Genomic DNA, 25,138 nt, shown 5'->3' with positions numbered 1-25,138 from the left:
TTCAGTTGAAGAGATGGTTGTGTGTGCTGCTGGCGCTCATATGTGCATTTGCCGTGACTGGATGTGGCAGTGATGCCGCTGAGGAGACTGGCAAGGAGGTAGTTCTCAGATACAACGGGCAGAACATAGAGATAGACGAGGTGTATATTTATGCCCAGACTGTGAAGGAGGAGTACGAATCAAAGTATGGCAGTGACGTGTGGAAACAGAGCATAGTGACTGATGATGGTCTGGAGATGGATGCCGTGGATGCAGCAAGGCGTCAGGCGATATCGAAGCTCATAAAGACCAAGACTCTTATAACTAAATCCGGGGAGTACGGCATAAGCCTGACTGCAAGCGAGCAGAAGGATCAGGATACGGCGGCGCAAGAGTTCTATGACAAATTGACTGATGCCCAGATCGCAGAGGTTGGACTTGAACTCGATACGGTTAAGAGAGTTTTGCGTGAGAGCGCACTGGCAGACAAGATATATGATTATGTGATGAAGCAGAGCTCCACGGAGATATCCGATGAGCAGGCCAGGATGAGTACATTTTATGACATGTTCTTTGAGTGCTACTCGGAGGATGATTATGGAAATATCACCCTGTACTCACAGGACAAGATAGATGAGCAGAAGAAAAAGGCGGATGCGGCATATGAATCCATAGTGGAAGCCTCGGATGGCACAGATATGGATATATCATTCCTTGGAAGCGCAAAGGAGCTTAAGTATGCGGGAACACATACGATGAGCAGGGATGATATATTGAGCACCTATGGCCAGGATACGCTGGACATACTGTACAGCATGTCGGATGGCGAGGTATCCACGGTGGTGGAGACTGAGTATGGTTATCATATATTCCAGATGATAAGCATTACGGATGAGAAGGCCACGGCCGAGAACAAGAAGAAGCTCACGGATGCCGCTGATGCGGAATACTATGACAACCTTATGAAGGACTGGATAGATGAGCTGGACAGCGGATATTCATACAGTAAGAGTGTGGATATGGATGTGTACAACAAGATAAAATTTGACGAATAAGAGGAGAAGAAAGATGGCAACAGTATACGATATCAATATTAAGAAGCTGGATGAAAAGGCAGTCATACCGACATACGGTTCAGAGTACGCAGCGGGGGCGGATCTGTATGCGTGTCTTGATGAGGCGATTACTATAGAGCCGGGACAGACGGTGATGGTTCACACGGGTATAGCCGTGGAGATACCTGAGGGATTTGCAGGACTTGTGTATGCGAGAAGCGGTCTGGCATCCAAGAAGGGGCTTGCACCGGCCAATAAGGTTGGAGTTGTGGATGCGGATTACAGAGGGGAAATCATGGTTGCACTCCACAATCACGGAACCCAGGCACAGACGGTTGAGCCTGAGGAGAGAATAGCACAGCTTGTGATCGCTCCTTATATCGTTGGAGCATTCCATCAGGTGGACGAGCTCAGCGATACAGTCAGAGGAGCCGGCGGATTCGGTTCAACAGGAAAGTAACAAAAAAGCGGCCGGGCATCATCATTTTAATGGTGTGCCAGACCGCTTTTCTTTTATTTAAAATACTTTCCGCTTTCATCCCACAGGACTGTGGTGCCTGTCTTCAAGGACTTTGGTACATCTATGATACGCTGGTTCCTTGAGCCCTTGAATCTCAGTGACAGATCCTTCTGTTCGTCTATGAATTCTCCGTCCACAAGGACGTCAATGTAGGAGAGAAGTTCTTTTGTATACTCCCATTCATTACACATGCGGTCTAAGAGATCGGTTTCAAATGTATAACCGGTGTAGCACCAGATGGTCTTGTCAGGGTAGGTCTCCTTGAACTTTCTTGCCAGAGGAAGAAGCCCCTGCTGGTTCACATATTCCATAGGTTCTCCGCCGAGCAGGGAGAGACCTGCTATATAGTCCTCCTTGCAACTATCTATTATGTGGTTGATCTCCACATCCGTGAACGGCTTGCCGTAGCCGAAATCCCATGTGTCAGCGTTGAAACAGTTCTTGCAGTGGTGTGTGCAGCCGGATACAAATACAGACACTCTGACGCCGGTTCCGTTTGCAACATCAAATAGTTTGATATCTGCGTAATTCATAATGTGATCCCTTCTAAATTTATCTTAAAACAAAAGTATGGCCTGCGTTGCCCTCTACGACATGCAGACCATACAATTGAAATTATTAATGCATACTGTTATTTTATATCAGTTGCCTGAATATATCAAGTGTTTTTCTATAAAAGACTATAGATGAAGCACTCTTGCCTTTATCTCTTTGGTCTTGCCCACGTTCCAGAAGTTCTCGCCCAGATAACCGCAGGTTCTTCTGGTAACATTCATCTTGTTGTGATCCTTGTTGCCACACTGCGGACATTCCCATTCGCCGTCATCGTTGATGAGGATCTCACCATCGTATCCACATACATGACAGTAGTCAGACTTGGTGTTGAACTCAGCATACTGTATGTTGTCGTATATATATCTTACGACCTCTGCCAGAGCATCCAGGTTGTTGCGCATGTTTGGTATCTCAACATATGAGATGGCACCACCTGATGATATGGTCTGGAACTGGCTTTCAAATCTGAACTTGCTGAATGCATCGATCTTCTCACGGACATCAACGTGGTAAGAGTTGGTGTAGTAGCCCTTGTCTGTGACATCCTTTATGGTTCCGAAACGCTCTTTGTCGATACGTGCAAATCTGTAGCAAAGGCTCTCGGCCGGAGTTCCGTAGAGTCCGAAGCCAAGTCCCGTATCTGCCTTCCATTTGTCGCAGGCTGCGCGGAGCTTGTGCATAAGCTTCAGTGCAAATTCCTCTCCCACAGGATCTGTGTGGCTCACACCACGCATGAGCTTGGTGGTCTCATATACACCGATGTATCCCAGTGATATGGTTGAGTAACCGTTGTGGAGCAGTGGATCGATGACCTCGCCCTTCTTAAGTCTGGCGATGGCACCGTACTGCCAGTGGACTGGGCTGACGTCAGAGGTTACACCCTCGAGGGCTCTGTGGCGGCACATGAGTGCGTCGTAGCAGAGCTGCAGTCTCTCATCCAGAAGACTCCAGAACTTGTCATCGTCTCCCTTTGCAAGTATAGCTATCTGTGGAAGATTAAGACTGACAACTCCCTGGTTGAAACGGCCTTCCCATTTATATTCTCCGTTCTCATCCTTCCATGGGGAGAGGAATGAACGGCATCCCATGCATGAGAATACATTTCCCTCGTAGTTCTCACGCATCTTCTTGGCTGATATGTAATCAGGGTACATTCTCTTGGCAGAACACTTGATGGCGAGCTCTGTGATATAGTCGTACTCACCGCCCTTGAGGCAGTTGTGCTCGTCAAGGACATATATGAGCTTAGGGAATGCAGGTGTAACATACACGCCTGCCTCGTTCTTGATTCCCTCAAGTCTCTGTCTGAGGATCTCCTCGATGATCATGGCGTTCTCCTTGATGTACTCGTCGTCCTCTCTGAGGTTGAGGAAGAGAGTGACAAATGGAGACTGGCCGTTGGTGGTCATCAGAGTATTTATCTGATACTGGATAGTCTGGACTCCTGACTTCAGCTCGTCCTTGAGTCTCTCTGTGATGAGCTTCTCAAGTGTGTCAGGGTCTATCTTGTCGCCGAACTCTTCGGTGTATCTCTTTTTATATTTGTTGTAGCTCTTTCTGAGGTACTTTCCAAGGTGACGGACATCGACTGACTGGCCGCCGTACTGGCTGGATGCGACAGATGCGATGATCTGAGTCACGATGGTACATGCCACCTGGAAGCTCTTCGGGCTCTCTATGAGCTTGCCGTTCATGACTGTGCCGTTGTCAAGCATATCCCCAATGTTGATAAGGCAGCAGTTGAATATAGGCTGGAGGAAATAATCTGCGTCGTGGAAGTGGATGGCGCCCTCCTCATGAGCCTTGGAGATCTTCTCAGGGAGGAGCATTCTCTTGGTAAGATCCTTTGATACCTCTCCTGCGATAAGATCACGTTGTGTGGATGCGACGGTGGCATTCTTGTTGGAATTCTCCTCCATGACATCCTTATTCCTGTTCTGGATAAGACTGAGGATAGAATCATCAGTCGTATTTGCCTTTCTGATGAGCTCGCGGCTGTATCTGTATATAATGTAGGTCTTGGCAAGGACAAACTTGCCGTCGGCCATAAGCCCCTGCTCGATGATATCCTGGATATCTTCAACGAGCATTCTCTTTCTGTTCTTGGCTTCGATGCTTCCGACGATCTCCTCGATCTTCTCGTCAGAGATCTTCTCACAAGGCTCAACCTCCGAGTTAGCCTTCTGGATAGCCAATATGATTTTGCTTCGGTCGTAAGTAACAGCACGACCGTCTCTCTTGATAACTTGCATTTCCCATTCTCCCTGTGTGTGATGTGAATGGGCGTTAAAAAAAGTACGCCCCCTAAATATTGTATACTACCATGCAGGAGACATCAATATATAGTGCGCGGGCTGAAAAAGCCGCAAAAAAATTAGCGACAAATAAAGTGCCTCGTCGCAAATCTCACACTGATGTCTCAATATGGTCGATTATATCATTCCCTATTTTGTTTGTCTACAGGAGATTTGCAAAAAATACAAAATATAGAAAAATAAAAAATATGTGGACACAACATATTGTGGATTTGCCTTTGATTAATGTGGGACAGATAAAATACATCACAAAAACAGATGTAAAACTGCCTGTTATAGGAATGTAAAATCATTTGTGAGAATTCTATGAATTATTCCAAATTGCTTTATTTTTACAGGAAAATATGGTATAAGTTTACTCGTTGAAGTTTATCATGAAGATGGTTACACTTCTAATAAAAAGTAAAAGAGGTATGATTATGCGAAAATTTAATAAGGGATGTGCAGTTGTTCTTGCACTCGCTCTGTCCATGTCATTTATGACAGGCTGTGGCGACAGTAATGGTACGAGTGGAAAGCTGGATAATACAGCGAGTAAGGCAACATCTTCTGATGCTACAGAGAGTGCTGACAATTCATCAGAAGAATTTGCTTCTATAGAGGATATGGTGGATCAGTATGCGGCAGATGTCACACTCGGTGAATACAAGGGCATGGAGTATGAGGAGAAGGGCACTGATGTCACGGATGATGAGGTTCAGGCCAAGGTTGATTCATTTGTGAACGGACTTGCTACATTTGATAAGGACACAACCAGCGAGGCGAAGAACGGAGATACAGTAAATATTGACTTTGTCGGAACTGTAGATGGTGAGGAGTTCGATGGAGGCAATACCAATGGCAGCGGATATGATCTCGTCCTTGGTTCTGGTTCATTCATAGATAACTTTGAGGATCAGATAGTTGGACATAAGCCGGGAGAGACATTTACCGTGAATGTAACCTTTCCTGAGAATTATGGCAAGGATGAGTTAAATGGCAAGGCGGCCAAGTTCGAGACGACACTTAACTATATAAAGATAGATAAACCGGCTACATACAATGATGAGCTGGTTGCAAACAATACTTCATATAAGACAACCGCTGAGTATGAGGCATCTGTACGTGAGCAGCTCAAGCAGGACAAGGAGGATTCAGCTCTTGCAAGTGCTCAGAATGAGGTCATGGTTGCCGTTATAAACAACAGTACAATAGAGAACATATCAGCAGATGATGTTCAGGCGAATGCTGACAAGATCATAACATCCATAAAGACTCAGGCAGAGACAAACGGAATAGAGTATGACACATATATCTACTATTACTATGGATATGATGACAGCGCTGCATTTGAACAGTATGTACAGCAGGTTTGTGAGGAATCACAGAAGGAGAGAATGGTCGTATGTGCCATTGCCAAGAAGGAGAATATCAGTGTCACAGATGACGAGGCTGATAAGTATATAGCTGATTATGCAACGAAGAACAGTGTTGATGAGTCTACGCTCAGACAGAATCTTACAGACGTTGAGATAAAGTACAACGCTCTGGCAGAGAAGGTCATGAACTTCCTTATGGACAATGCAAAGGCGACAACTGGAGCAACAACTGAGGCTGCAGAGACCACAGAGTCAACAGAGGCGGCTGACGCAGAGCAGGCTGAAGAGTAAGTAAAGGGGTACGGAGAAAGATATGAGAGTAAAGAAGATATTTGCAGCAGGAATGGTGGCAGTCATGTGCGCAGGCCTGATGACAGGCTGTGGCAGCAATGACACAAAGAGCCAGTTTAAGAAGTTTTCAAAGTGTGCGACCATAGACAAGGCGGCATACACTGATATCGAATATGTTCCGGCATCGAGAGAGGTGTCCGAGGACGATGTAAACAGTGCGATAAGCAGTTTTTGCAGTGACAATTCTGAGACTACAGAGGATAAGACCAGCACAGTGGCAGATGGCGACAAGATCAATGTGGACTATGTTGAGACTGTCTCAGGAACAGAGAAGGACAGCAAGACAGATTACACACTGACCATGGGAAATAACACTCTTGGTGATGGCAGTGACGATCAGCTCATAGGAAGCAAGCCGGGGGATGTCAAGACGATCACAGTGACATATCCTGATGATTACAGCGACACAACAGTTGCCGGACTTACAGCAGAGTACAAGGTTACGATCAATTATATATCAGTTACCACGGTGCCTGAGTACACAGACGCACTGGTCAAGAAGGCTACTGATGGTGAGTACACAACAACCGATGACTACACAGCACATCTGAAGGAAGATGTTCAGAAGAACAAGGACGATTCCGCGGACGAGACAGACAGAGCTTCTGTTCTCAAGGCTGTTGAGGAGAAGGTTACATTTGACAAGTATCCTGAGGATGAGGTAGCTTCCTACATTCAGTCCATGGTGTCAAATGTGAGAAGTGCCGCAGACAACTACGGAATCGACTTCGAGGCATATATGAAGTATTTCTATGGATATGAGGACGAGGCATCATTCCTTGAGTACCTTCACACCACAGTTGAGAACGTCATGAAGGAGAAGATCGTTGTGTCATGCATAGCAATGGACAATGACCTCATCGCTGATAACGCAGACATAAAGGCGTACAGACAGAAGGTTATGGACAAGAACAATCTGGAGAATGACTCAGACGTGGACAAGTATTACTCAGAGTCAGACCTGATGTTCTATGCCACAGAGGAGAACGTGCTTGACTATCTCATGAACAGATCAGTTCAGGTGGAGGCAACTGCAACAGATGCATCTGAGGCAGCCACAGAGGAGTAAGCTGCACGCGATATATTTGAATATGGATAAGCTGATAGAGACCGAGGTTTTATGCCCGGTCTCTATTGTCGTCTATAGACAAATGAATCTGTGGTTTATCCACATTGACTAAGGGGCTCCGGGAATTTAAAATAAAAGAGAACATGTCTTTATTTTAAAGATAGAAAAGGAAAGGGGATATTATGAGAAAGAACATTGCGAGAAAATGTCTGTGCATTGCTCTGGCTTCAGCCATGATGCTCGGTGAGGCGGGCACGGCTATGGCAGCCAGTGTGGAAAATGCGGCAGACGGAAGAACTGCTGCCACAGTGGCGGCGGAGGAACAGGCTGATGTGGCGGCAGCCAATGTCAGCATATGGTATGCGGGAGCTTATAAGAACTCAAGGACCATAACGATCAATGCAAGCGGCCAGGCTTACAGAGTTGAGGTCTGGGTCAATGGAGTAAAGTGCGGGGAACAGTACAACGGAGAGGACAAGCAGTCCTTTAGTATTAACTGTGAGATCCCGGCGCTGCTTGATTCCACCTACAACGCAGAGGTCAGAGCCTACGATTCAAATGGAGAGGTGACTGTACAGAAGGTTTCACCGGTCAAAACTGACAAGGTGAGCTTTGACGGTGATCCTAGTGTTAGTGTAGGATATACAGTCGGAAGCACTGGCTATGCAAAACCAGGCTATGTGTCTGTCAGCGTATATCTTGATAGCAGGCATTCAGATGAGGTCAAGTATGAGGTTCAGAGAGCGACCAAGTCAGGTGGGCCATTTACCACGATCGCAACGGGAAGTGAATCTTACACGTCAAGACTTGCATATCTTGACAGCACTGCGAAGACCGGAACTACATATTATTACAGATTCAGGATCGTGAGCGGTTCAGATCAGTATGTGAAGACGAGCAAGGTCATAGCTACAAGTAAGACAGCTTCAGTAAAGGTGGGCATTCCAGAGGTGGATCAGCTCTATGCTTCAAGCATGAATGTATCAGAAAAGATAAGTAAGCCGGGAGTATTCCTGTGGATGACAAGCAATTTTGCAAATCAGTACGATGTGTACCGCTCAACAAACAAGAGCAAGGGCTACAGAAAGATAAAGACTATATATTCTGCTGATTTCACGGACACAGCGGTCAAGAGTGGAACGGTATACTACTACAAGGTAGTGCCAAAGTATTACGACTCACAGACACGAAAGATAACAACAGGAAAGACATCTGGTGTTGTCGGCGTAAAGTTTATCATGAATGCAGCAGGTGCACCTAGCCTTATACAGACAGGCAACAGATCACTGAAGTGTACATGGGCTGCGGACAATACCGCAGACGTATCATACGAGGTATGGGCAAAGAGAACCGATATAACCGGTGATGCATACAAGCGTATGGTGGTCACCAAGAAAAACTCATGCACCCTTACAAAGCTTGATCCGAACGGAACATACAAGGTGATGATAAGGACAGTCAAGAAATCAGGAGCTGCCGTGAGATATGAGACGACAGATACATCTGAGAGGACCATGGGTTACACCAAGAGAGTCCAGGATCTGACTGCGGGAGCTGTATCTTCATCACTGAACGGCAAGAAGGATGTCCTGTCTGTAAGATATTCTCTCACATGGTACAGAGACTGGGGCGCATCAGGATATGTTATATCAGGCCTCAACAGCAGTACAGGCAAGATAGAGACCATCAAGAAGATAACATCGGGAAAAAAGACATCATATACATTTACAAACACAAGTGCCAAGGGCAAGGAGCGCAAATACTCTCAGATATATGTGAGACCATATAAGGGAAAGGCAAGAGGCGAGGATAACACTCTGTGGAATTCAGAGATGCCAAGTGCAAAGCGTGTTAAGGCTGTAAAGAAGAGCACAACATCGACCAAGATAACATGGTCTGCTGTAAGCGGGGCAAAGGAATACTATGTATACAGAACTACAGAGCTCGGTGTACGCCAGTACATAGGATCGACAAAGGCAACTAACTTCACGGATGTGAACGTGACAGACGGAATGAAGTATACATACTCTGTTGTTGTAGGCACAGACTTTGGATTCAGCAGCGGATATGATTTGTATAGCAGTGACTATACACATAAGCTTACATCACCGGCCATAACAAAGGTTGTAAACGGTTCCAAGGGTACAGCGACTGTAACATGGAAGAAGGTTACAAATGCAACCAGATACTATGTATATCGTTCAACCCGCAAGAATGGAACATACAAGCTGGTCGGCAAGACTGGAGCTACAAAGCTTTCATACATGAACAAGAAGCTCAAGAAGGGAACGACCTATTACTACAAGGTTGTGGCTTCAACAGTTAATGATGGAGGAAAGACAGTCAAGTCAGTTGCATCACATGCAAAGGGAATAAGGATCCGCAAATAGATGAAAAGGGGTAAACTATGAAGAATAGATTGATAAAGAAAGCTTTATGCGTGGCGCTTGCTTCAACCATGGTGTTTGGTGAGGCATTGCCAGCAATGGCAGCAGACGGCAGTGCAGATGTACAGTCCGCTCAGGCTGAGGTGGCGTTTGCTGAAGAAGCATCCATAACATATTTTAGTGTAGGAGGTCAGGATACCGTAAGCAGCGGTTCTGTACATATAAGCGCTTTGGGATATGGAACAGAGGCTGTTCTCTATGTAAATGGAGCATGGTATGACTCGTGGACAGACAGTGACTATGACGGAAGCTGGCATGTGGATACGGAATTCAGAGGAGTTGCCGGTGCGACATATCAGTTTAAGCTGGTAGTCAGTGATGACAATGGACAGACGGTGTCGCAGGAGTCGGGAAAGATATATTTTGAAGCACCTAAGTTCAGCCGCAGCAGGAAGCCTTCAGAATACGTATCATATTCTACGGGAGATACCGGATATAGAGAATTAGGTGGAGTATCTGTGTCGTTCCCATTTGACAGCTACGTACAGAATGATATCTGGTATGAGGTGTACAGATCCACAAAGCCATCAGGAGGCTTTACGAAGATTTTGTCAGGCGTCGGTTACATGTATGGAGCTTCTGAAGTGAGGTATTATGATGATAATGTAAAAGTAGGAAATACCTATTACTATATGGCGAAGATAGTAACCGGAACTGACTCATACAATAAGACATCCAGGGTTGTAGAGACATCAGCCGTTGCAAAGGTGGACTGCAGGCTTGGAACAGCGGAGCTTTCAGTCGATAGAGGCGCAAAGGGTGCTGATATAACGGTAAGCGATTACGGCGCTGCTAACCAGTTCGATCTGTACCGTTCAACTTCAAAGACAAAGGGCTTTAAGAAGATAAAGACGATATACACACCGGAGTATACAGATACAACAGTTAAGGCTGGAAAGACATACTACTACAAGGTAGTTCCAAAGTATTATGATGCCTCTACCAGAGCGGTTTCAAAGGGAACTGCAAGTGAGGTCCGCGGCGTAAAGATACTCATGGGTACCACAGAGCTCACAGCGGTTCAGAACACAAAGAGCTCAGTAAAGCTCACATGGGATAAGGCAGCCGGAGCAAATATGTATGAAGTCTGGTATATGAGATCCGATATATCGGGAGACAGATATAAGAGAGCTGTTGCGACAAAGGGAACATCATGCACCATCAAGGGACTTGCATCTGGCGCTGAGTATTCATTCAAGCTTAAGAGCCAGAGCGTTTCAGGTGGAAAGGTCATTTGTGAGAACGTGACATACAAATGGCTCCAGACCGGATACACAGAGAGCGTGAGAGAGCTCGAGGCTGTCTCATCCACGGTATCTGCAAGCAAAGACAAGAAAAACCTGACGATATACACCAATCTCAAGTGGAACAGAGTCTGGGGAGCTTCAGGCTACAAGATATTTGCGAGAAATAACTACACAAATAAGCTTGAGCAGGTTGCAGTGATCAAATCTGCAGCCAGAAATACATACAAGTTCAAGAATACAGGAAGCAGCAGTAAGGGTATTAAGTATTACTCTGCATACGTAGTGCCATACAAGGGTAAGAAGCAGGGCGAGATGACATCCGTCAGCGTCAACTATATCCCTCTTGCTAAGAATGTAAAGGCTGTGAGAAAGTCCACATCCGAGGTCAGAGTTACATGGTCAGCGGTGCCTGGTGCAGATTCTTACACAGTATACAGAATGAACCCTGTTCTCGGCACAACCCAGTGGCTGGGACAGACAACGTCAACAAACTTCAGTGACCGCAAGCTCACGACCAAGCTTGAGTATACATATTTTATACAGCCATCGACAAATGTCAGCGGGGTTAACTGCAGCATTGACTATGAAGCTGCAAAGCAGTATAAGGCAGTGTATACACATGCTGTAGGTACACCAAAGATGTCAGGTGCATCTAACACCGGAGCCAAGAAGATCACAGTAAAGTGGAGTAGCGTTACAGGAGCGAAGAACTACGTAGTATATCGCGCAACCAAGAAGAATGGTAAGTACACTAAGATCGGTACAACATCATCATGCAGCTTTACAGACAAGAAGGCTGCAAAGGGCAAGACATACTATTACAAGGTCGCTGCAGTGGCAGTTAACGACGGTGGATGTGCTGCTCAGTCAGCATACTCCAAGACCGCCAGTGCCAAGAGCAAAAAGTAATGGCATATGTTAGGTAATAACAAGCAGTAGATATATTTGCGGGAAAACATATATACATGCATGGAAATGTGGTATATATGGTTTCCCTTTTTTATGGGAAAATGCTTGCGGAAATGCAAAAAAAGTGGTTGACATACCAATGCAAACAGTATATTATATTAACGTTCGTTGTGAACATGCGGAAGTGGCGGAATTGGCAGACGCGCAGGCTTCAGGTGCCTGTGGTAGCAATACCGTGTGGGTTCAAGTCCCATCTTCCGCATTTTTTTATACCATAGTATGCGGAAATGCTGAGCTGTGGAGTCAATAATTTATGATATTTAGGAGGTATGTGCGGCAATGGCAGAGAAGAAGAATGTGGTTACTTATTCAGGTCTCAAGAAGATAGAGGAAGAGCTTCAGAATCTGAAGGTTAATAAACGTAGAGAGATCGCAGCTAAGATCAAAGAGGCCAGAGAACAGGGAGATCTGTCAGAGAATGCAGAGTACGATGCTGCCAAGGACGAGCAGAGAGACATCGAGGCAAGAATCGAGCAGCTCGAGGCCATGCTCAAGAATATAGAAGTAGTCGACGAAGATGAGGTCGATACAGGAGTTGTAGGTATCGGATGTAAGGTAGTTGTATATGACTACGAGTTCGATGAGAAGATCGAGTACGATATCGTTGGTTCATCACAGGCGGATATCATGAACAACAAGATCTCAGATGAGTCACCTGTTGGAATGGCACTCAAGGGTGCAAAGGTTGGCGAAGAGGTTCTGGTGGAGGCACCGGACGGAGAGTTTAAGTACAGGGTACTTGATATTAAGAGACAGGAGCTGTAAGAGAAGATGGCAGAGCAGAATAACAAGGGAAAAGATCAGGATCTTAATAAGCTGCAGATGGTGCGCCGCGAGAAGCTGGCAGACCTTCAGGCGGCAGGCAAGGATCCATTTGTCATAACAAAGTATGATGTGCAGCAGCACAGTGCAGATGTGAAGGAGATGTACACAGCACATGAGGTAGAGCTTCTGGCTGGTAGACAGACACCTTCAGTTGAGGACCTTGAAGAGGCAGAGAAGAGAGAAGTTTTAAACAACGATTACAATGAGAGAAGAGCCATCATGGATGCTTCACCTATCAATGTGAGCATCGCAGGACGTATGATGTTCAAGCGTGTCATGGGTAAGGCTTCTTTCTGTAACATTCAGGATCTTAAGGGCAACATTCAGGTGTATGTTGCAAGAGATCAGATCGGTGAGGAGTCATACGCTGACTTCAAGAAGTCAGATATCGGTGATATATATGGAGTTAAGGGATATGCATTCAGAACAAAGACTGGTGAGATATCCATACATGCAGAGGAGATCACACTTCTCTCTAAGTCACTCCAGATCCTTCCTGAGAAGTTCCACGGACTGACAGATACAGATATGAGATATCGTCAGAGATATGTGGATCTCATCATGAACCAGGACAGCAAGGAAGTATTTATCAAGAGATCACAGATATTAAAGGAGATCCGTAACTTCCTGGCAGGACGTGACTTCATGGAGGTTGAGACACCTATGCTGGTCAGCAATGCCGGTGGTGCCGCAGCCAGACCATTTGAGACACATTACAATGCACTCAATGAGGATGTAAAGCTCCGTATATCACTTGAGCTCTACCTGAAGAGACTTATCGTCGGCGGTCTTGAGAGAGTATACGAGATCGGACGAGTATTCCGTAACGAGGGTGTTGACACACGTCACAACCCTGAGTTCACTCTGATGGAGCTGTACCAGGCATACACAGATTACTATGGTATGATGGAGCTCACAGAGTCCATGTTCCGTTACCTAGCAGAGAAGGTATGCGGAAGCACCAAGATCTCATACAACGGAATCGAGATCGACTTTGGCAAGCCATTTGAGCGTCTGACTATGGTTGACGCTATCAAGAAATATACAGGTGTTGATTTTGACCAGGTTGCTGATGACGCTGAGGCGAAGAAGATCGCTGACGAGCATCACGTAGAGTACGAGGAGCGCCACAAGAAGGGCGACATCGTGAACCTGTTCTTCGAGGAGTTCTGTGAGGAGAAGCTGATCCAGCCTACATTCATCATGGATCATCCGATCGAGATCTCACCACTTACGAAGAAGAAGCCTTCAGACCCTACAAAGGTTGAGCGTTTCGAGCTCTTCATCAACACATGGGAGATGTGTAACGCTTACTCAGAGCTGAACGATCCTATCGATCAGCGTGAGAGATTTGCCGCTCAGGATGCGAATGCCGCAGCCGGAGATGACGAGGCTGAGCACACAGATGAGGATTTCCTCAATGCGCTTGAGATCGGTATGCCTCCAACAGGCGGTATCGGTTATGGTATAGACAGACTGGTTATGCTCCTTACAGATTCACAGGCGATCAGAGATGTTCTTCTGTTCCCGACTATGAAGAGTGAGGGTGGTTCAGATTCTGATTCAGTATCTGAGACAGCCGGTGACAACAACGGATTCTTCACACCAAACGAGAAGATCGATTTCTCCAAGGTAGATATAGAGCCACTTTTTGCTGATGAGGTTGATTTCGAGACATTTTCAAGATCAGACTTCAGAGCGGTAAAGGTTAAGGAATGTTCAGCAGTGCCAAAGAGCAAGAAGCTCCTTCAGTTCACACTGGATGACGGCACAGGCACAGACAGAACCATCCTCTCAGGAATCCATGCATTCTATGAGCCAGAGGAGTTAGTCGGCAAGACACTTATTGCAATAACAAACCTTCCACCTAGAAAGATGATGGGAATCGATTCATGCGGTATGCTTCTTTCAGCTATCCATGAGGAAGAGGGCGAGGAGAAGCTTCACCTTCTGATGGTTGACAACCATATTCCTGCAGGTGCGAAGCTCTATTAAGATGAGAAAACTGAGCCTTGCGGCGGTGTGCGCTTGCGAACACCGACATAAGGCGAAAAACACACGGAGACGTCAGTCGACGTGATGTAAAGATGTACCGTTTTACCAAATAGACGGGACATACTTCATTTGATAAAAATGAAAAACAGCGATTTACATCAAAATTACATCATTTGATGCAGAAATCGGTGTAAGTAAGAAAAAATTGTATGATTAGTACGATGAATGGGCAATTCCAATCGGGATTGCCCATTTTTGAAAAGAGGGAAAATATGAATATTAAGGTATATCTTGGTGCAAACGAAGGTAATAATCCCTCTGCAATTTCTTTACTTCCGTGATACAAAATCAAAACTTTTCTCCTTCATCCTATACTTCCTCGGTGTCACTCCATACTTCTGTTTAAACGCCTTGATAAAATGGCTGCAGTCACAAAATCCTGTCTCCTGGCTGATATAAGTTAGGTCAAAATCTGTGAATTGCAATAAGTCCTCCGCTTTTTGCAGTCTTACCGTGAGAATCATCTCCTTGCAGGTCTGTCCATAGTACTCCTTGAATATTGCGGCAAAATACGAATAACTCATATGAAATTTTTCTGCCAGCTCCGCCACCGAGAGATCTTCCTGGTAGTGCTGTGAAATGTACTCAGATACCTCTGTAAATTTTTCGCTTAATACAGTTTCCTTTTTCCTTTTTTTTATCTGAAAGCCTTCCTGCTTCCAGACACGAAGAATTTCTGCCATAAGAAGACAATAATTCGAATGCATAATAATGTCATAACCAAATTGCTTTTCTTCTAACGTCTTCACTGATCCCTGAATCAGCTGCTTCATTTTTTCCTGATTAAATTTCTCTTTCGAAAAATAAACCGATAGCTTCTGCTCCACTGCGGCCATGGCGATCAGACTCGAAATCGATGGAAGTGCCGAACCGGATATATTCAGATGTGCCGGATCAAATTTCAGGACATAGTAACGGATTGGAAGCTGTCCTGTTGAATAAATTGCATGAGCCATCTGTGGATAAAATACGATCAGATCTCCCGGTTCCAATACATAATTCTCTTCTCCTGCCTCTACATACGCCTTTCCCTCCACCATGTAAAGAATCTCCACAAAATAATGCCAATGTGGAAGAATTGGGAACATCTCAGATGTCTGTGCATCAAATAAAAAGGCTTCATATGGTTTGTTTAATTTGTCTAAACATTCAAAATAAGGTTTCACAGATTATCTCCATCATAGATTTTTACAATTTTATAATAGATTCATTATATCATATCTTTTTTCTACATGATATACTTCCAGCAGAAAATAGAAACTATATAATTCGAAAGACAGGAGGTTTTTACCAAAATGAAAATTCAAAATCAACTTGGATATATTAAAGGAATTACATTTGCCCCATTTCACAAACGTGGTTCTCTTTCTACACAGACTGCCCGTGACAGTTTTGATTATATGATAGAACACACTGCTGCTGATTTCGTAATCCTTGCTCCTGTAGGGCTACAGGACCACGCACACTCAGAAGAGATCTGTTACACTTCCAGTGCCACATTCTCAGATGAAGAATTAATCAATATGATCCGCTATGCAAAAAGCAAGCGCATCCGTGTTGCCTTGAAACCTACCGTTAATTGTAAAAATGGTGTCTGGCGTGCTTACATCAGTTTCTTTGAAAAAGATGTTCCATGTGAACCGAAATGGGAAAACTGGTTTGCCTCTTACACAGAATTCCAGACACACTATGCCAAAATTGCAGAAGCCGAACAATGTGATCTTTTTATTGCAGGATGTGAGATGGTAATGACGGAACACCGCAGTGAAGAATGGAGAAACGTAATCGCTGCGATCCGAAACTATTACCACGGACCTGTTTCCTATAATACCGATAAATATCAGGAAGAAAATGTAACCTGGTGGGACTGTGTCGACATGATTTCTTCCAGCGGATATTATCCTATTGATCAGTGGGAACAGGAACTTGACCGTATTGAAAAAGTCGTTCAGAAATTCAAGAAACCATTCTTCTTCGCCGAAGCAGGATGCATGTCCAGAAAAGGATCCTCACTGGTGCCTAACAACTGGGCAATTCAGGGAGATTTACGTCTGGAGGAACAGCCAGACTGGTATCGTGCTATGTTTGAGGCCTGTGCAAAGCGCTCATGGGTCAATGGTTTTGCCATGTGGGAATGGGCTCCGGTTCTTCCGTCCAGAAGTATTGCATCAAGAGATACCAGCTACGAAATCTGCAACAAACCGATACAGGAGGTTATTAAAGACTACTATGGGAGAGACACAAGAAAATAACATACAACAAACTTCAGAACAGGATCTCTGGCAGGAAGAAGCTGCCATGATGCACATCTTCAGCCGGAACAGAAAAAATAACCTGCGCACGCTTCTTTCTCTTTTCAAGGGACACTATGGCGCGCTGGTTGGTTCCATTTTCTTTTTCATTATCAAGCATTCCCCAACCTGGGTTCTTCCAATCGTCACAGCTAATATTATCAATGCAGTGACAGACCACAACGGGAATATTACCAAAATTCTGATTCTGAATACCATCCTTATGATTGCATTTCTGGTACAGAACATACCAACCAACTACATCCATACCTGGCTCTATGCTAAAACGGTACGAACAGTAGAGAAAGAACTGCGAGAAGCCCTAGTCTGCAAGCTTCAGCAATTGTCGATTACCTATCACAAGGAAATGCAGTCCGGAAGGCTTCAGTCGAAGATCATGCGAGATGTAGAACAGATACAAAATCTTGCATCTCAGATCTTTATCTCTCTTTTGACTATCATTCTGAACATTGGTGTATCCTTCGGAGTGGTCATCTTCAAAAGTCGGATCGTATTTCTTTTCTTCCTCTGCACGATACCGGTTTCTGTTTTGATCATTGTTGGTTTTAAAGGAAAAATCAAAAACCATAACCGTGCTTTCCGTAAAGAAATGGAAGAAACTTCTGCAAAAGTAATGGAAATGGTTGAAATGATTCCTGTAACTAAAGCTCACGCTCTGGAAGATCAGGAAGCCCGTAAAATGAGTGAACAGCTTCGTAAAGTTGCTGAAAAAGGGCTTCAGCTTGATATGATTCAGACATACTTTTCTTCAATCAGCTGGGTTGCATTTCAGATCTTTCAGGTATTCTGTCTTGCATTTACAGCCTACATTGCATGGAAAGGAATCATCGGTGTCGGAGATATCACCTTATACCAGACTTATTTTTCCAGCATCGTCGCTCAGATTGCAAGTATTGTGACTTTGCTGCCAATCATTGCGAAAGGCCTGGAATCCGTTGAATCGATTGGTGATGTGCTTTGTGCAAATGATATTGAGGACAACTGTAGGAAGAAAAAAGTAGTTGATCTGAAAGGTGAGATTACATTTCAGGATGTATCTTTTACTTATAAAGGCAATGAAAAACCGGTATTAAGTCATCTGAACTTCAAGATTCAGCCGGGGGAAACAGTTGCCTTTGCCGGTGGTTCCGGCTCTGGAAAAACAACAATCCTCAATCTTGCCATCGGTTTCCTGAAAGCTGACAGCGGACAGGTATTGGTTGATGGAAATGACCTGATGGAACTGGATCTGCACAGCTACCGAAAGCAGATTGCCGTCGTTCCACAACAGTCCATTCTCTTCACCGGAACTCTCCGCGAGAATATCACCTATGGATCTGAATCTATCTCCGAGGAACAGTTATGGAATGTCATACGTGCAGCCAACCTGGAAGAAGTTGTCCAGAAACTGCCTGATGGTCTGGACACGATGATCACAGAACATGGGGAAAATCTTTCCGGCGGACAACGGCAGCGCATCTCCATTGCCCGTGCATTTTTACGGAATCCGAAGATCCTGATTCTGGATGAGGCAACTTCTGCGCTTGACAGCATCTCTGAAAAGAAGATTCAGGATTCAATCCAGAAACTTGTGAAAGGACGTACCACACTGATCGTAGCCCACCGTCTGTCTACCATTCGCAATGCTGACCGGATTGCTGTGATTGAAAAAGGAAATGTTCTGGAATGTGGCTCTTACGAAGAATTGCTAGAGAAAAAAGGCGCATTTTATCGGATGGAGAAAATGTAAAAAATCATTAGGATATTTGAGTCCTATAGAGTACAGACATAGACTTGGATTGGTCACTTATATAGTCCAAGAAAATGTCTGCACCCTCCACTCATCACATATATGGAGTTAGCAATCGCAGTTTTCACTTCTTCTTCTTTTTTGCACCAAAACAGTTAGAAACGATTACGCCTATGCCGGAGGAAAGTCCCATACATAATGAGAAAAATAAGAAACTTATCATGCCTACAGAACCAACAGCTCCATAATAGTAGTTATTCCTATTATAGATGGGCTTTAGTTTTATATTTCCGACTTTCTGGTTTTCCGATATTCCCTCGGAGAAAATCCCTTCAGCTTATGAAATAATCGGCTGAAATAGAGCTGGTTATCGTAGCCTACAATCTTAGATATTTCATTGATGGAATAGTTGGTTGTCTCAAGCAAGACCTGTGCGTTGTTGACACGGAGCGCAACAATAAACTGCATAGGAGTAGAACCCGTGAACTTCTTGAAGCTTCGTATGAACCAACTGACGCTCATCCCCTTGGATGTCGCATACTCTTCTATATTGATATCACGGTTATAATTTTCGTTAAAATATGTCATGGCGGTATCCATCTCGTGGTCGAGATATTCATTTTTTAAAACTTGCTCTCTGGTAAGCTCACGTTGGAATATGATCAGAAGATGACGGAGCAATAATGTGAGCATTTCTTCGTAGTTATCCTGACAACGTTGTAATTCTATAATAATTCTCTTAAATATACGCTCATATTCCATGGATGTACCAACCGGGAATATTCTCTCGTTATCTGGGAAACCATATTTTCTTAGGATATTTTTTACATCACTTCCAGTAAAATGAATCCAGTAGACTTCTGTCTTATCTTCCCCATAGTATTCATATTTCTGAAGCTCTTTTGGACGGAATATGACAATGTTACCAGCGGGAACAATTGTTTCGTTATCAACAGTATCAAAATGAAAATGTCCGCATCCGGCTGCAATATATATAATCTGAAAATCAACACGTCCTCTTGGGCGATAGGTTGGCATCTTTGGGTGCTCAGACAAACGATAGATTCCGCAGCTACCGACAATCAGTGGTCGGCTTTTATCCTTAAAATCCATATGTGAATGTTTCAAATAACCGGTGTTCATGTACATAGGGCAGCACTCCTTTCACTCGATACAATAATCACGATTTCTTCGTTCTTCGAACTCTCGAAATCGTGCCAGCCATGCGCACTCCGGACTATCGTCCTGCGTGCTTATGACTGTTTACCCATCAAATAGAAAAGTGTCCGATGCTGCAAGCAGTTCGTCCACTTTTCTGCTTGATGGGATTATTGTATCATTTTGTGCATATTTTGTCCATTCTAGTTTATAGACATAAGAAATGGATTAAGGTAATATAAATCTAACAAAAGCGAGAAGGAAAAAAAGCAGACAGTAAGGAGAAAACTGTTAGCAGGGGTACAAGCAACAAAAAAGTGTATAAACTGTATGAATGAAGGAGGATTATTTATGATCGTGCCACGTTACTATGAGGACTTAAGTGTATTACATGACAATACGATGCCGGCGAGAGCTTATTACATGCCGGCTTCCAAGCGGATGGATGACCTGGTAGAGCACAGAGAGCTGTCAGACAGAATGCAGCTTTTGAATGGTACATGGAAGTTTCAGTATTTTGACAGCATCTATGATATGAAGGATGCCTTTTATGAGGATGGTTATTCGGTTGAGGGCTTTGACGAGATCAAAGTTCCGAGTGTATGGCAGATGGCAGGTTATGATACACACCAATACACAAATATCCGTTATCCATTTCCGTTTGATCCGCCATATGTGCCACAGGATATTCCATGTGGAGCTTATGTGCATACCTTTGACTATGCAAAGGATGCTGCAGCACCAAAGGCATATCTTAACTTTGAAGGTGTGGATAGCTGCTTTTATGTATGGTTAAACGGCACCTATGTAGGCTACAGTCAGGTGAGCCACATGACCAGTGAGTTTGATGTGACAGACGTATTGCGGGAAGGAGAGAACCGGATTTCCGTGCTTGTGATGAAGTGGTGCGACGGTTCGTACCTTGAAGATCAGGACAAGTTCCGTATGAGCGGAATCTTCCGTGATGTGTATCTCTTAAAACGTCCGGAAAAGGGAATACGTGATTATCGCATTACAACACAATTAGATTCAGACATTGCAAGGATAAATCTTACAGCAGCATTTTACGAGCCGACAGAGGTTCGGGTAAAGCTCGAGGATAAGAATGGAGCAGTTGTTTCCGAGGGTGTTATTTCCGAGAGTGGAGAATCGATTTTTGAGATTGTAGATTATACACTCTGGAATACAGAGAATCCGTATCTGTATACGATTATTCTGGAGACGGAGCAGGAGGTAATCGTAGACCATATAGCACTCCGCAAGATCGAGATCAAGAATCAGGTAATCTACTTAAATGGACAGAAGATTAAATTCCGTGGTGTGAACCGCCATGACTCCGATCCGGTCACCGGATTTACAATTAGCATGGAGCAGATCAAGACAGACCTTACCCTGATGAAGCAGCACAACTTCAATGCCATTCGTTCCAGCCATTATCCAAATGCACCATTTTTCTATGAAATGTGCGACCGCTATGGATTTATGGTGATTGACGAGGCAGATATCGAAGCACACGGACCATTTATGCTGTATCGAAAAGAGGATACGGATTACAACCGCTTTAAGCGTTGGAATGAGAAGATAGCAGATGATCCGGTATGGGAAGCTGCGATTGTTGACCGTGTGAAGCTGATGGTGGAGCGTGACAAGAACCGGTTTTGTATCGTGATGTGGTCTATGGGAAATGAAAGCGCTTATGGCTGCAACTTTGAGAAGGCACTGGCATGGACAAAGGGATTTGACCCGGAACGTATCACGCAGTATGAGAGTGCCAGATACCGCAATTACGATGTAACCTATGATTACGGGAATCTTGACTTATACAGCCGTATGTATCCGGCACTTACTGAGATAGAGGAATATTTGGAAAAGGATGGCAGCAAACCATTTCTTCTGGTGGAATACTGCCACAGTATGGGAAATGGTCCCGGAGATTTTGAAGATTATTTCCAGATGATACAGGCAGAGGATAAGATGTGCGGTGGTTTCGTATGGGAGTGGTGCGATCATGCAATCGCCCATGGTGTAGCCGAAAATGGCAAGACGATCTATGCCTATGGCGGCGATCATGGCGAAGTAATCCATGACAGCAACTTCTGTATGGATGGTCTGGTATATCCGGACAGAAGGATACACACCGGACTTTTGGAGTACAAGAACGTATACCGCCCGGCAAGAGTAGTATCGTATGATGCAGCAAGTGGAGAATTAGTGCTTCACAACTATATGGATTTCGATGATTTGAAGGATTATGTTGAGATTACTTACGAGCTGTCACAGGATGGACTTGTGATCGGAAAGGGGAAGCTTTCTGAAGTATCCGTATTACCGCATTGTGATGGAAGCACGACCTTAAAGCTTTCAATTCCGGAGAATGGAAAGGTATATCTGAAGCTGTTCTATAAGCTGAAGAAGGACATTCCGCTTCTTTCCAAGGCGTATGTCTTAGGCTTTGACGAGATAGATGTAAGCAGTAAGGGTGCAAAGAATCAGCAGGCAGTAGGCTGGCTTACAAAGGAAGTGCCTGATACGGGTATTCAGGTACAGGAAAATGATACAGAGATCATCATAAAGGGACGGGATTTCTCCTATACGGTCAACAAGCGGACAGCACTTTTTGACAGCCTGACATTTGCAGGCAGAGAATATATGAATCATCCGATGGAACTGAACATCTGGAGAGCACCGACGGATAACGATATGTATATCAAGGCAGAGTGGAAGAAAGCCCACTACAACGAAGCCTATACAAGAGCATACAAGTCAGAGGTGATTCAGGGAAAGCACGGAGTAACTGTGACAAGTCAGGCTTCGGTCGTGGCAGCAACCGTGCAGAAAATTATGGATGTGACAATCACTTGGACGATTGACGCAGCCGGAAGAATTGGAGCGGATATCGCAGTGAAAAAGGATGAGGAGTTCCCGGATCTACCAAGATTTGGTGTGCGGATGTTCTTAGATAAGAAGCTTACAGATGCAGGGTTCTTCGGTATGGGACCGCAGGAAAGCTACCGGGACAAGCATAGAGCAGCAAGCCACGGATTGTATCGTCTGAAGGTTTCCGATATGCATGAGGACTATATCCGCCCACAGGAAAACGGAAGTCACTACGACTGCGATTATGTGGAGCTTGGCAACAGCCAGTACGGTATCACTGCCGTTGCAGAGGAAGATACATTTTCATTCAATGCGTCCTTCTATACACAGGAGGAGCTGGAAGAAAAGGCACATAACTATGAATTGATAGAATCGGACAGTACGGTATTCTGTCTTGATTATGCACAGAATGGAATAGGCTCTAACAGCTGCGGACCAGACGTGTTAGAAGCATACAGATTTGATGATAGATTATTCCGGTTCCGGTTTACACTGGTTCCGTATGTGAAAGGATAATGATATAACTCGTTTCTCGAATATCGACGTATAAGTCCGGACATACGGGGATATTCGGGATACAAGAGAACAAAAGTAAAAGCATTTAGAATAATATAGGCATCAGACTGTTTGACACATGAAATTCTAAACATGATTAAGATGAGGAGTGATTCTATGGAAGAAAAAAAGTATTTAAAATGGTATAACAAAGTTGGATACGGATCCGGCGATATAGCAGGAAATGTAGTATATGCATTTTTAACGTCCTTTGTGATGATTTATCTGACGGATTCAGTCGGACTTGCAGCAGGTATAGTAGGTACGTTGATCGCAGTTTCCAAACTGTTTGACGGATTTACAGACATTTTCTTTGGCTCGATGATTGACAAGACACACAGCAAGATGGGTAAGGCGAAACCGTGGATGCTTTACGGCTACATTGGATGTGCGATTACACTGGTATGTTGTTTTGCGGTTCCTACAAGCTGGGGAAATACAGCAAAATATGCATGGTTCTTTATTGCATATACATTGTTAAATGGTGTGTTCTATACAGCAAATAATATTGCGTATTCTGCACTTACTTCTTTGATTACGAAGAACAGTAAAGAGCGTGTGCAGATGGGATCTTATCGTTTCATCTTCGCATTTTCTACAAGCCTTTTGATCCAGTCTGTAACCGTAAAATTTGTTGATTACTGCGGTGGAGATGCAGCAGCATGGAGAACGGTAGCAATCATCTATGCAATTATCGGTCTGATTGTAAATACAATCTCAGCGCTCTCCGTAAAAGAGCTTCCGGAGGAGGAGCTTAACGATGGAGAAGTAAAAGGAGATGAAGAAAAGTATGGACTGGTTCAGGCATTTAAGCTTCTTGTAAAGAACAAGTATTATATGATGATCTGTGGAACATATATTTTACAGCAGCTTTATAGTGCCATGATCGGTGCTGGTATCTACTACATGACATGGGTATTGAAGGACAAGAATCTTTTTGGTCAGTTCGCCTGGGCGGTGAATATCCCGCTTATTATAGCTCTTATCTTTACTCCGACACTCGTTGGCAAGTGGAATGGTATGTACAAGCTGAATCTCAGAGGATATATCATTGCCGTTATTGGTAGAGCGTTGGTTGTTGTAGCAGGATATATGGGAAGTATTCCTCTTATGCTGGCATTTACAGCCCTTGCAGCACTTGGACAGGGCCCATGGCAGGGAGATATGAACGCAGTGATTGCTTCTTGTTCAGAGTATACTTATCTGACACAGGGAAAGAGAATTGACGGAACTATGTATTCTTGTACATCACTGGGTGTGAAGATTGGTGGAGGAATCGGAACTGCAGTATGTGGCTGGTTATTAGAGCTTAGTGGTTATGTCGGAACAAATGCAACACAGCCGCAGTCAGCACTTGATATGATGCAGTTTATGTATTTATGGTTGCCATTGATCCTTGATGTGTTAATTATGATTGTTCTTTCCAGAATGAACGTGGAAGCTGTAAATGAAAAATTGAAAGCTGAAAAGGGAATTAAGTCTGATGAAGTAACAGACGCAACAGAGTATTAAGGTTTATATGTAATGAAAAGCATTGTCTAATTGAACATTCGAGAAAGGCAATGCTTTTTGTGCAAGCTAGGTATTCAGTTTTCACAAAGTAGTCCTTTTAGTATTTTATGCATGATATACATGTTCAAAGTAATCAGCGTAGAATACTAAAAGGTTGTTCATATAATTCTTAAACTTGTTCATAATGCGTACCTCCTTTCCTTATTTACAAGCTGATTATAGAATAAATACAATGTGATTGCCTGCCAAA

The 25,138-nt window shown here is 44.2% G+C and carries 17 protein-coding genes and 1 tRNA gene; 13 read left to right on the top strand and 5 right to left on the bottom strand.

Features of this window, described 5'->3' with window-relative positions; all coding sequences use genetic code 11:
- Nucleotides 1-5 precede the first annotated feature (5 nt).
- Both GT575_RS11760 and dut read left to right on the top strand, forming a co-directional pair.
- Nucleotides 6-1,034, top strand: coding sequence for a SurA N-terminal domain-containing protein (locus GT575_RS11760; RefSeq protein WP_243147885.1), 1,029 nt, complete (start codon nucleotides 6-8; stop codon nucleotides 1,032-1,034).
- A gap of 13 nt (nucleotides 1,035-1,047) precedes the next feature.
- Nucleotides 1,048-1,494, top strand: a complete 447-nt coding sequence (gene dut / locus GT575_RS11755; RefSeq protein WP_161172073.1) for a dUTP diphosphatase — start codon at nucleotides 1,048-1,050, stop codon at nucleotides 1,492-1,494.
- A gap of 53 nt (nucleotides 1,495-1,547) precedes the next feature.
- On the opposite strand, the gene nrdG is transcribed toward dut, so the two are convergent.
- Together nrdG and nrdD are read right to left on the bottom strand one after the other, a co-directional pair.
- A complete protein-coding gene (gene nrdG, locus GT575_RS11750) occupies nucleotides 1,548-2,087 on the bottom strand; it encodes an anaerobic ribonucleoside-triphosphate reductase activating protein (RefSeq protein ID WP_022217277.1) in 540 nt (179 codons plus the stop codon).
- 147 nt (nucleotides 2,088-2,234) lie between these two features.
- Complete coding sequence (nrdD, locus tag GT575_RS11745; protein ID WP_015533701.1) at nucleotides 2,235-4,361, bottom strand: anaerobic ribonucleoside-triphosphate reductase; 2,127 nt, start codon at nucleotides 4,359-4,361, stop codon at nucleotides 2,235-2,237.
- 482 nt (nucleotides 4,362-4,843) lie between these two features.
- On the opposite strand from nrdD, the gene tig reads away from it, so the two are divergent.
- The 7 genes from tig to lysS all read left to right on the top strand — a co-directional run bounded on the left by tig (nucleotide 4,844) and on the right by lysS (nucleotide 14,685).
- A complete protein-coding gene (tig, locus tag GT575_RS11740; protein ID WP_015533703.1) occupies nucleotides 4,844-6,073 on the top strand; it encodes a trigger factor in 1,230 nt (409 codons plus the stop codon).
- A 22-nt stretch (nucleotides 6,074-6,095) separates the two neighbouring features.
- The gene (locus tag GT575_RS11735) at nucleotides 6,096-7,202 is read left to right on the top strand and encodes an FKBP-type peptidyl-prolyl cis-trans isomerase (RefSeq protein WP_055273155.1); all 1,107 of its coding nucleotides are present in this window, start codon (nucleotides 6,096-6,098) and stop codon (nucleotides 7,200-7,202) included.
- Between the two features lie 182 nt (nucleotides 7,203-7,384).
- A complete protein-coding gene (locus GT575_RS11730) occupies nucleotides 7,385-9,592 on the top strand; it encodes a fibronectin type III domain-containing protein (protein WP_161172072.1) in 2,208 nt (735 codons plus the stop codon).
- 17 nt (nucleotides 9,593-9,609) lie between these two features.
- Complete coding sequence (locus tag GT575_RS11725) at nucleotides 9,610-11,805, top strand: hypothetical protein (protein WP_161172071.1); 2,196 nt, start codon at nucleotides 9,610-9,612, stop codon at nucleotides 11,803-11,805.
- 178 nt (nucleotides 11,806-11,983) lie between these two features.
- Nucleotides 11,984-12,067: transfer RNA gene (locus tag GT575_RS11720), tRNA-Leu, on the top strand.
- Nucleotides 12,068-12,144: 77 nt separating this feature from the next.
- Nucleotides 12,145-12,630, top strand: coding sequence for a transcription elongation factor GreA (greA, locus tag GT575_RS11715; protein WP_015533707.1), 486 nt, complete (start codon nucleotides 12,145-12,147; stop codon nucleotides 12,628-12,630).
- Between the two features lie 6 nt (nucleotides 12,631-12,636).
- Nucleotides 12,637-14,685: a lysine--tRNA ligase gene (lysS, locus tag GT575_RS11710; protein WP_161172070.1), complete on the top strand. Its 2,049-nt coding sequence runs from the start codon at nucleotides 12,637-12,639 to the stop codon at nucleotides 14,683-14,685.
- A 329-nt stretch (nucleotides 14,686-15,014) separates the two neighbouring features.
- On the opposite strand, the gene GT575_RS11705 is transcribed toward lysS, so the two are convergent.
- Nucleotides 15,015-15,911, bottom strand: coding sequence for an AraC family transcriptional regulator (locus GT575_RS11705; protein ID WP_055223067.1), 897 nt, complete (start codon nucleotides 15,909-15,911; stop codon nucleotides 15,015-15,017).
- Nucleotides 15,912-16,040: 129 nt separating this feature from the next.
- Here GT575_RS11705 and GT575_RS11700 point away from each other — a divergent pair, with 129 nt between their 5' ends.
- Together GT575_RS11700 and GT575_RS11695 are read left to right on the top strand one after the other, a co-directional pair.
- On the top strand, nucleotides 16,041-16,997 hold the full coding sequence (locus tag GT575_RS11700; protein ID WP_161172069.1) for a glycoside hydrolase family 113: 957 nt from the start codon (nucleotides 16,041-16,043) through the stop codon (nucleotides 16,995-16,997).
- Nucleotides 16,975-18,786, top strand: coding sequence for an ABC transporter ATP-binding protein (locus tag GT575_RS11695; protein WP_055273148.1), 1,812 nt, complete (start codon nucleotides 16,975-16,977; stop codon nucleotides 18,784-18,786). Before GT575_RS11700 ends, GT575_RS11695 begins: the two co-directional genes overlap by 23 nt.
- 124 nt (nucleotides 18,787-18,910) lie before the next feature.
- Here the strand turns inward: GT575_RS11695 and GT575_RS15625 are convergent, their stop codons facing one another.
- Both GT575_RS15625 and GT575_RS11685 read right to left on the bottom strand, forming a co-directional pair.
- Entirely contained in the window at nucleotides 18,911-18,979 is a 69-nt protein-coding gene (locus tag GT575_RS15625) for a hypothetical protein (protein ID WP_243147890.1), read from the bottom strand.
- Nucleotides 18,980-19,068: 89 nt separating this feature from the next.
- Nucleotides 19,069-19,935 carry a helix-turn-helix domain-containing protein gene (locus GT575_RS11685; protein WP_055223073.1) on the bottom strand — a complete coding sequence of 289 codons (867 nt, stop codon included), beginning with the start codon at nucleotides 19,933-19,935 and terminating at the stop codon, nucleotides 19,069-19,071.
- Nucleotides 19,936-20,295: 360 nt separating this feature from the next.
- Here GT575_RS11685 and GT575_RS11680 point away from each other — a divergent pair, with 360 nt between their 5' ends.
- Both GT575_RS11680 and GT575_RS11675 read left to right on the top strand, forming a co-directional pair.
- On the top strand, nucleotides 20,296-23,337 hold the full coding sequence (locus GT575_RS11680) for a glycoside hydrolase family 2 TIM barrel-domain containing protein (RefSeq protein WP_161172068.1): 3,042 nt from the start codon (nucleotides 20,296-20,298) through the stop codon (nucleotides 23,335-23,337).
- Between the two features lie 156 nt (nucleotides 23,338-23,493).
- A complete protein-coding gene (locus GT575_RS11675; RefSeq protein ID WP_015533711.1) occupies nucleotides 23,494-24,888 on the top strand; it encodes an MFS transporter in 1,395 nt (464 codons plus the stop codon).
- The last annotated feature ends 250 nt before the right edge of the window (nucleotides 24,889-25,138 follow it).

The sequence above is a fragment of the Coprococcus sp. BIOML-A2 genome (genome assembly GCF_009875795.1).
In the GTDB taxonomy this organism is placed as follows: Bacteria; Bacillota; Clostridia; order Lachnospirales; family Lachnospiraceae; genus Coprococcus; species Coprococcus aceti.
This window is presented reverse-complemented; position numbering and strand designations above follow the sequence as displayed.

Coding starts and splice junctions, on each gene's coding strand:
- GT575_RS11725 (WP_161172071.1), top strand. CDS start 9,610: ATGAAGAATAGATTGATAAAGAAAGCTTTATGCGTGGCGCTTGCTTCA.
- GT575_RS11700 (WP_161172069.1), top strand. CDS start 16,041: ATGAAAATTCAAAATCAACTTGGATATATTAAAGGAATTACATTTGCC.
- greA (WP_015533707.1), top strand. CDS start 12,145: ATGGCAGAGAAGAAGAATGTGGTTACTTATTCAGGTCTCAAGAAGATA.
- lysS (WP_161172070.1), top strand. CDS start 12,637: ATGGCAGAGCAGAATAACAAGGGAAAAGATCAGGATCTTAATAAGCTG.
- nrdD (WP_015533701.1), bottom strand. CDS start 4,361: ATGCAAGTTATCAAGAGAGACGGTCGTGCTGTTACTTACGACCGAAGC.
- GT575_RS11735 (WP_055273155.1), top strand. CDS start 6,096: ATGAGAGTAAAGAAGATATTTGCAGCAGGAATGGTGGCAGTCATGTGC.
- dut (WP_161172073.1), top strand. CDS start 1,048: ATGGCAACAGTATACGATATCAATATTAAGAAGCTGGATGAAAAGGCA.
- nrdG (WP_022217277.1), bottom strand. CDS start 2,087: ATGAATTACGCAGATATCAAACTATTTGATGTTGCAAACGGAACCGGC.
- GT575_RS11695 (WP_055273148.1), top strand. CDS start 16,975: ATGGGAGAGACACAAGAAAATAACATACAACAAACTTCAGAACAGGAT.
- GT575_RS11685 (WP_055223073.1), bottom strand. CDS start 19,935: ATGTACATGAACACCGGTTATTTGAAACATTCACATATGGATTTTAAG.
- GT575_RS11680 (WP_161172068.1), top strand. CDS start 20,296: ATGATCGTGCCACGTTACTATGAGGACTTAAGTGTATTACATGACAAT.
- GT575_RS11675 (WP_015533711.1), top strand. CDS start 23,494: ATGGAAGAAAAAAAGTATTTAAAATGGTATAACAAAGTTGGATACGGA.
- GT575_RS11730 (WP_161172072.1), top strand. CDS start 7,385: ATGAGAAAGAACATTGCGAGAAAATGTCTGTGCATTGCTCTGGCTTCA.
- tig (WP_015533703.1), top strand. CDS start 4,844: ATGCGAAAATTTAATAAGGGATGTGCAGTTGTTCTTGCACTCGCTCTG.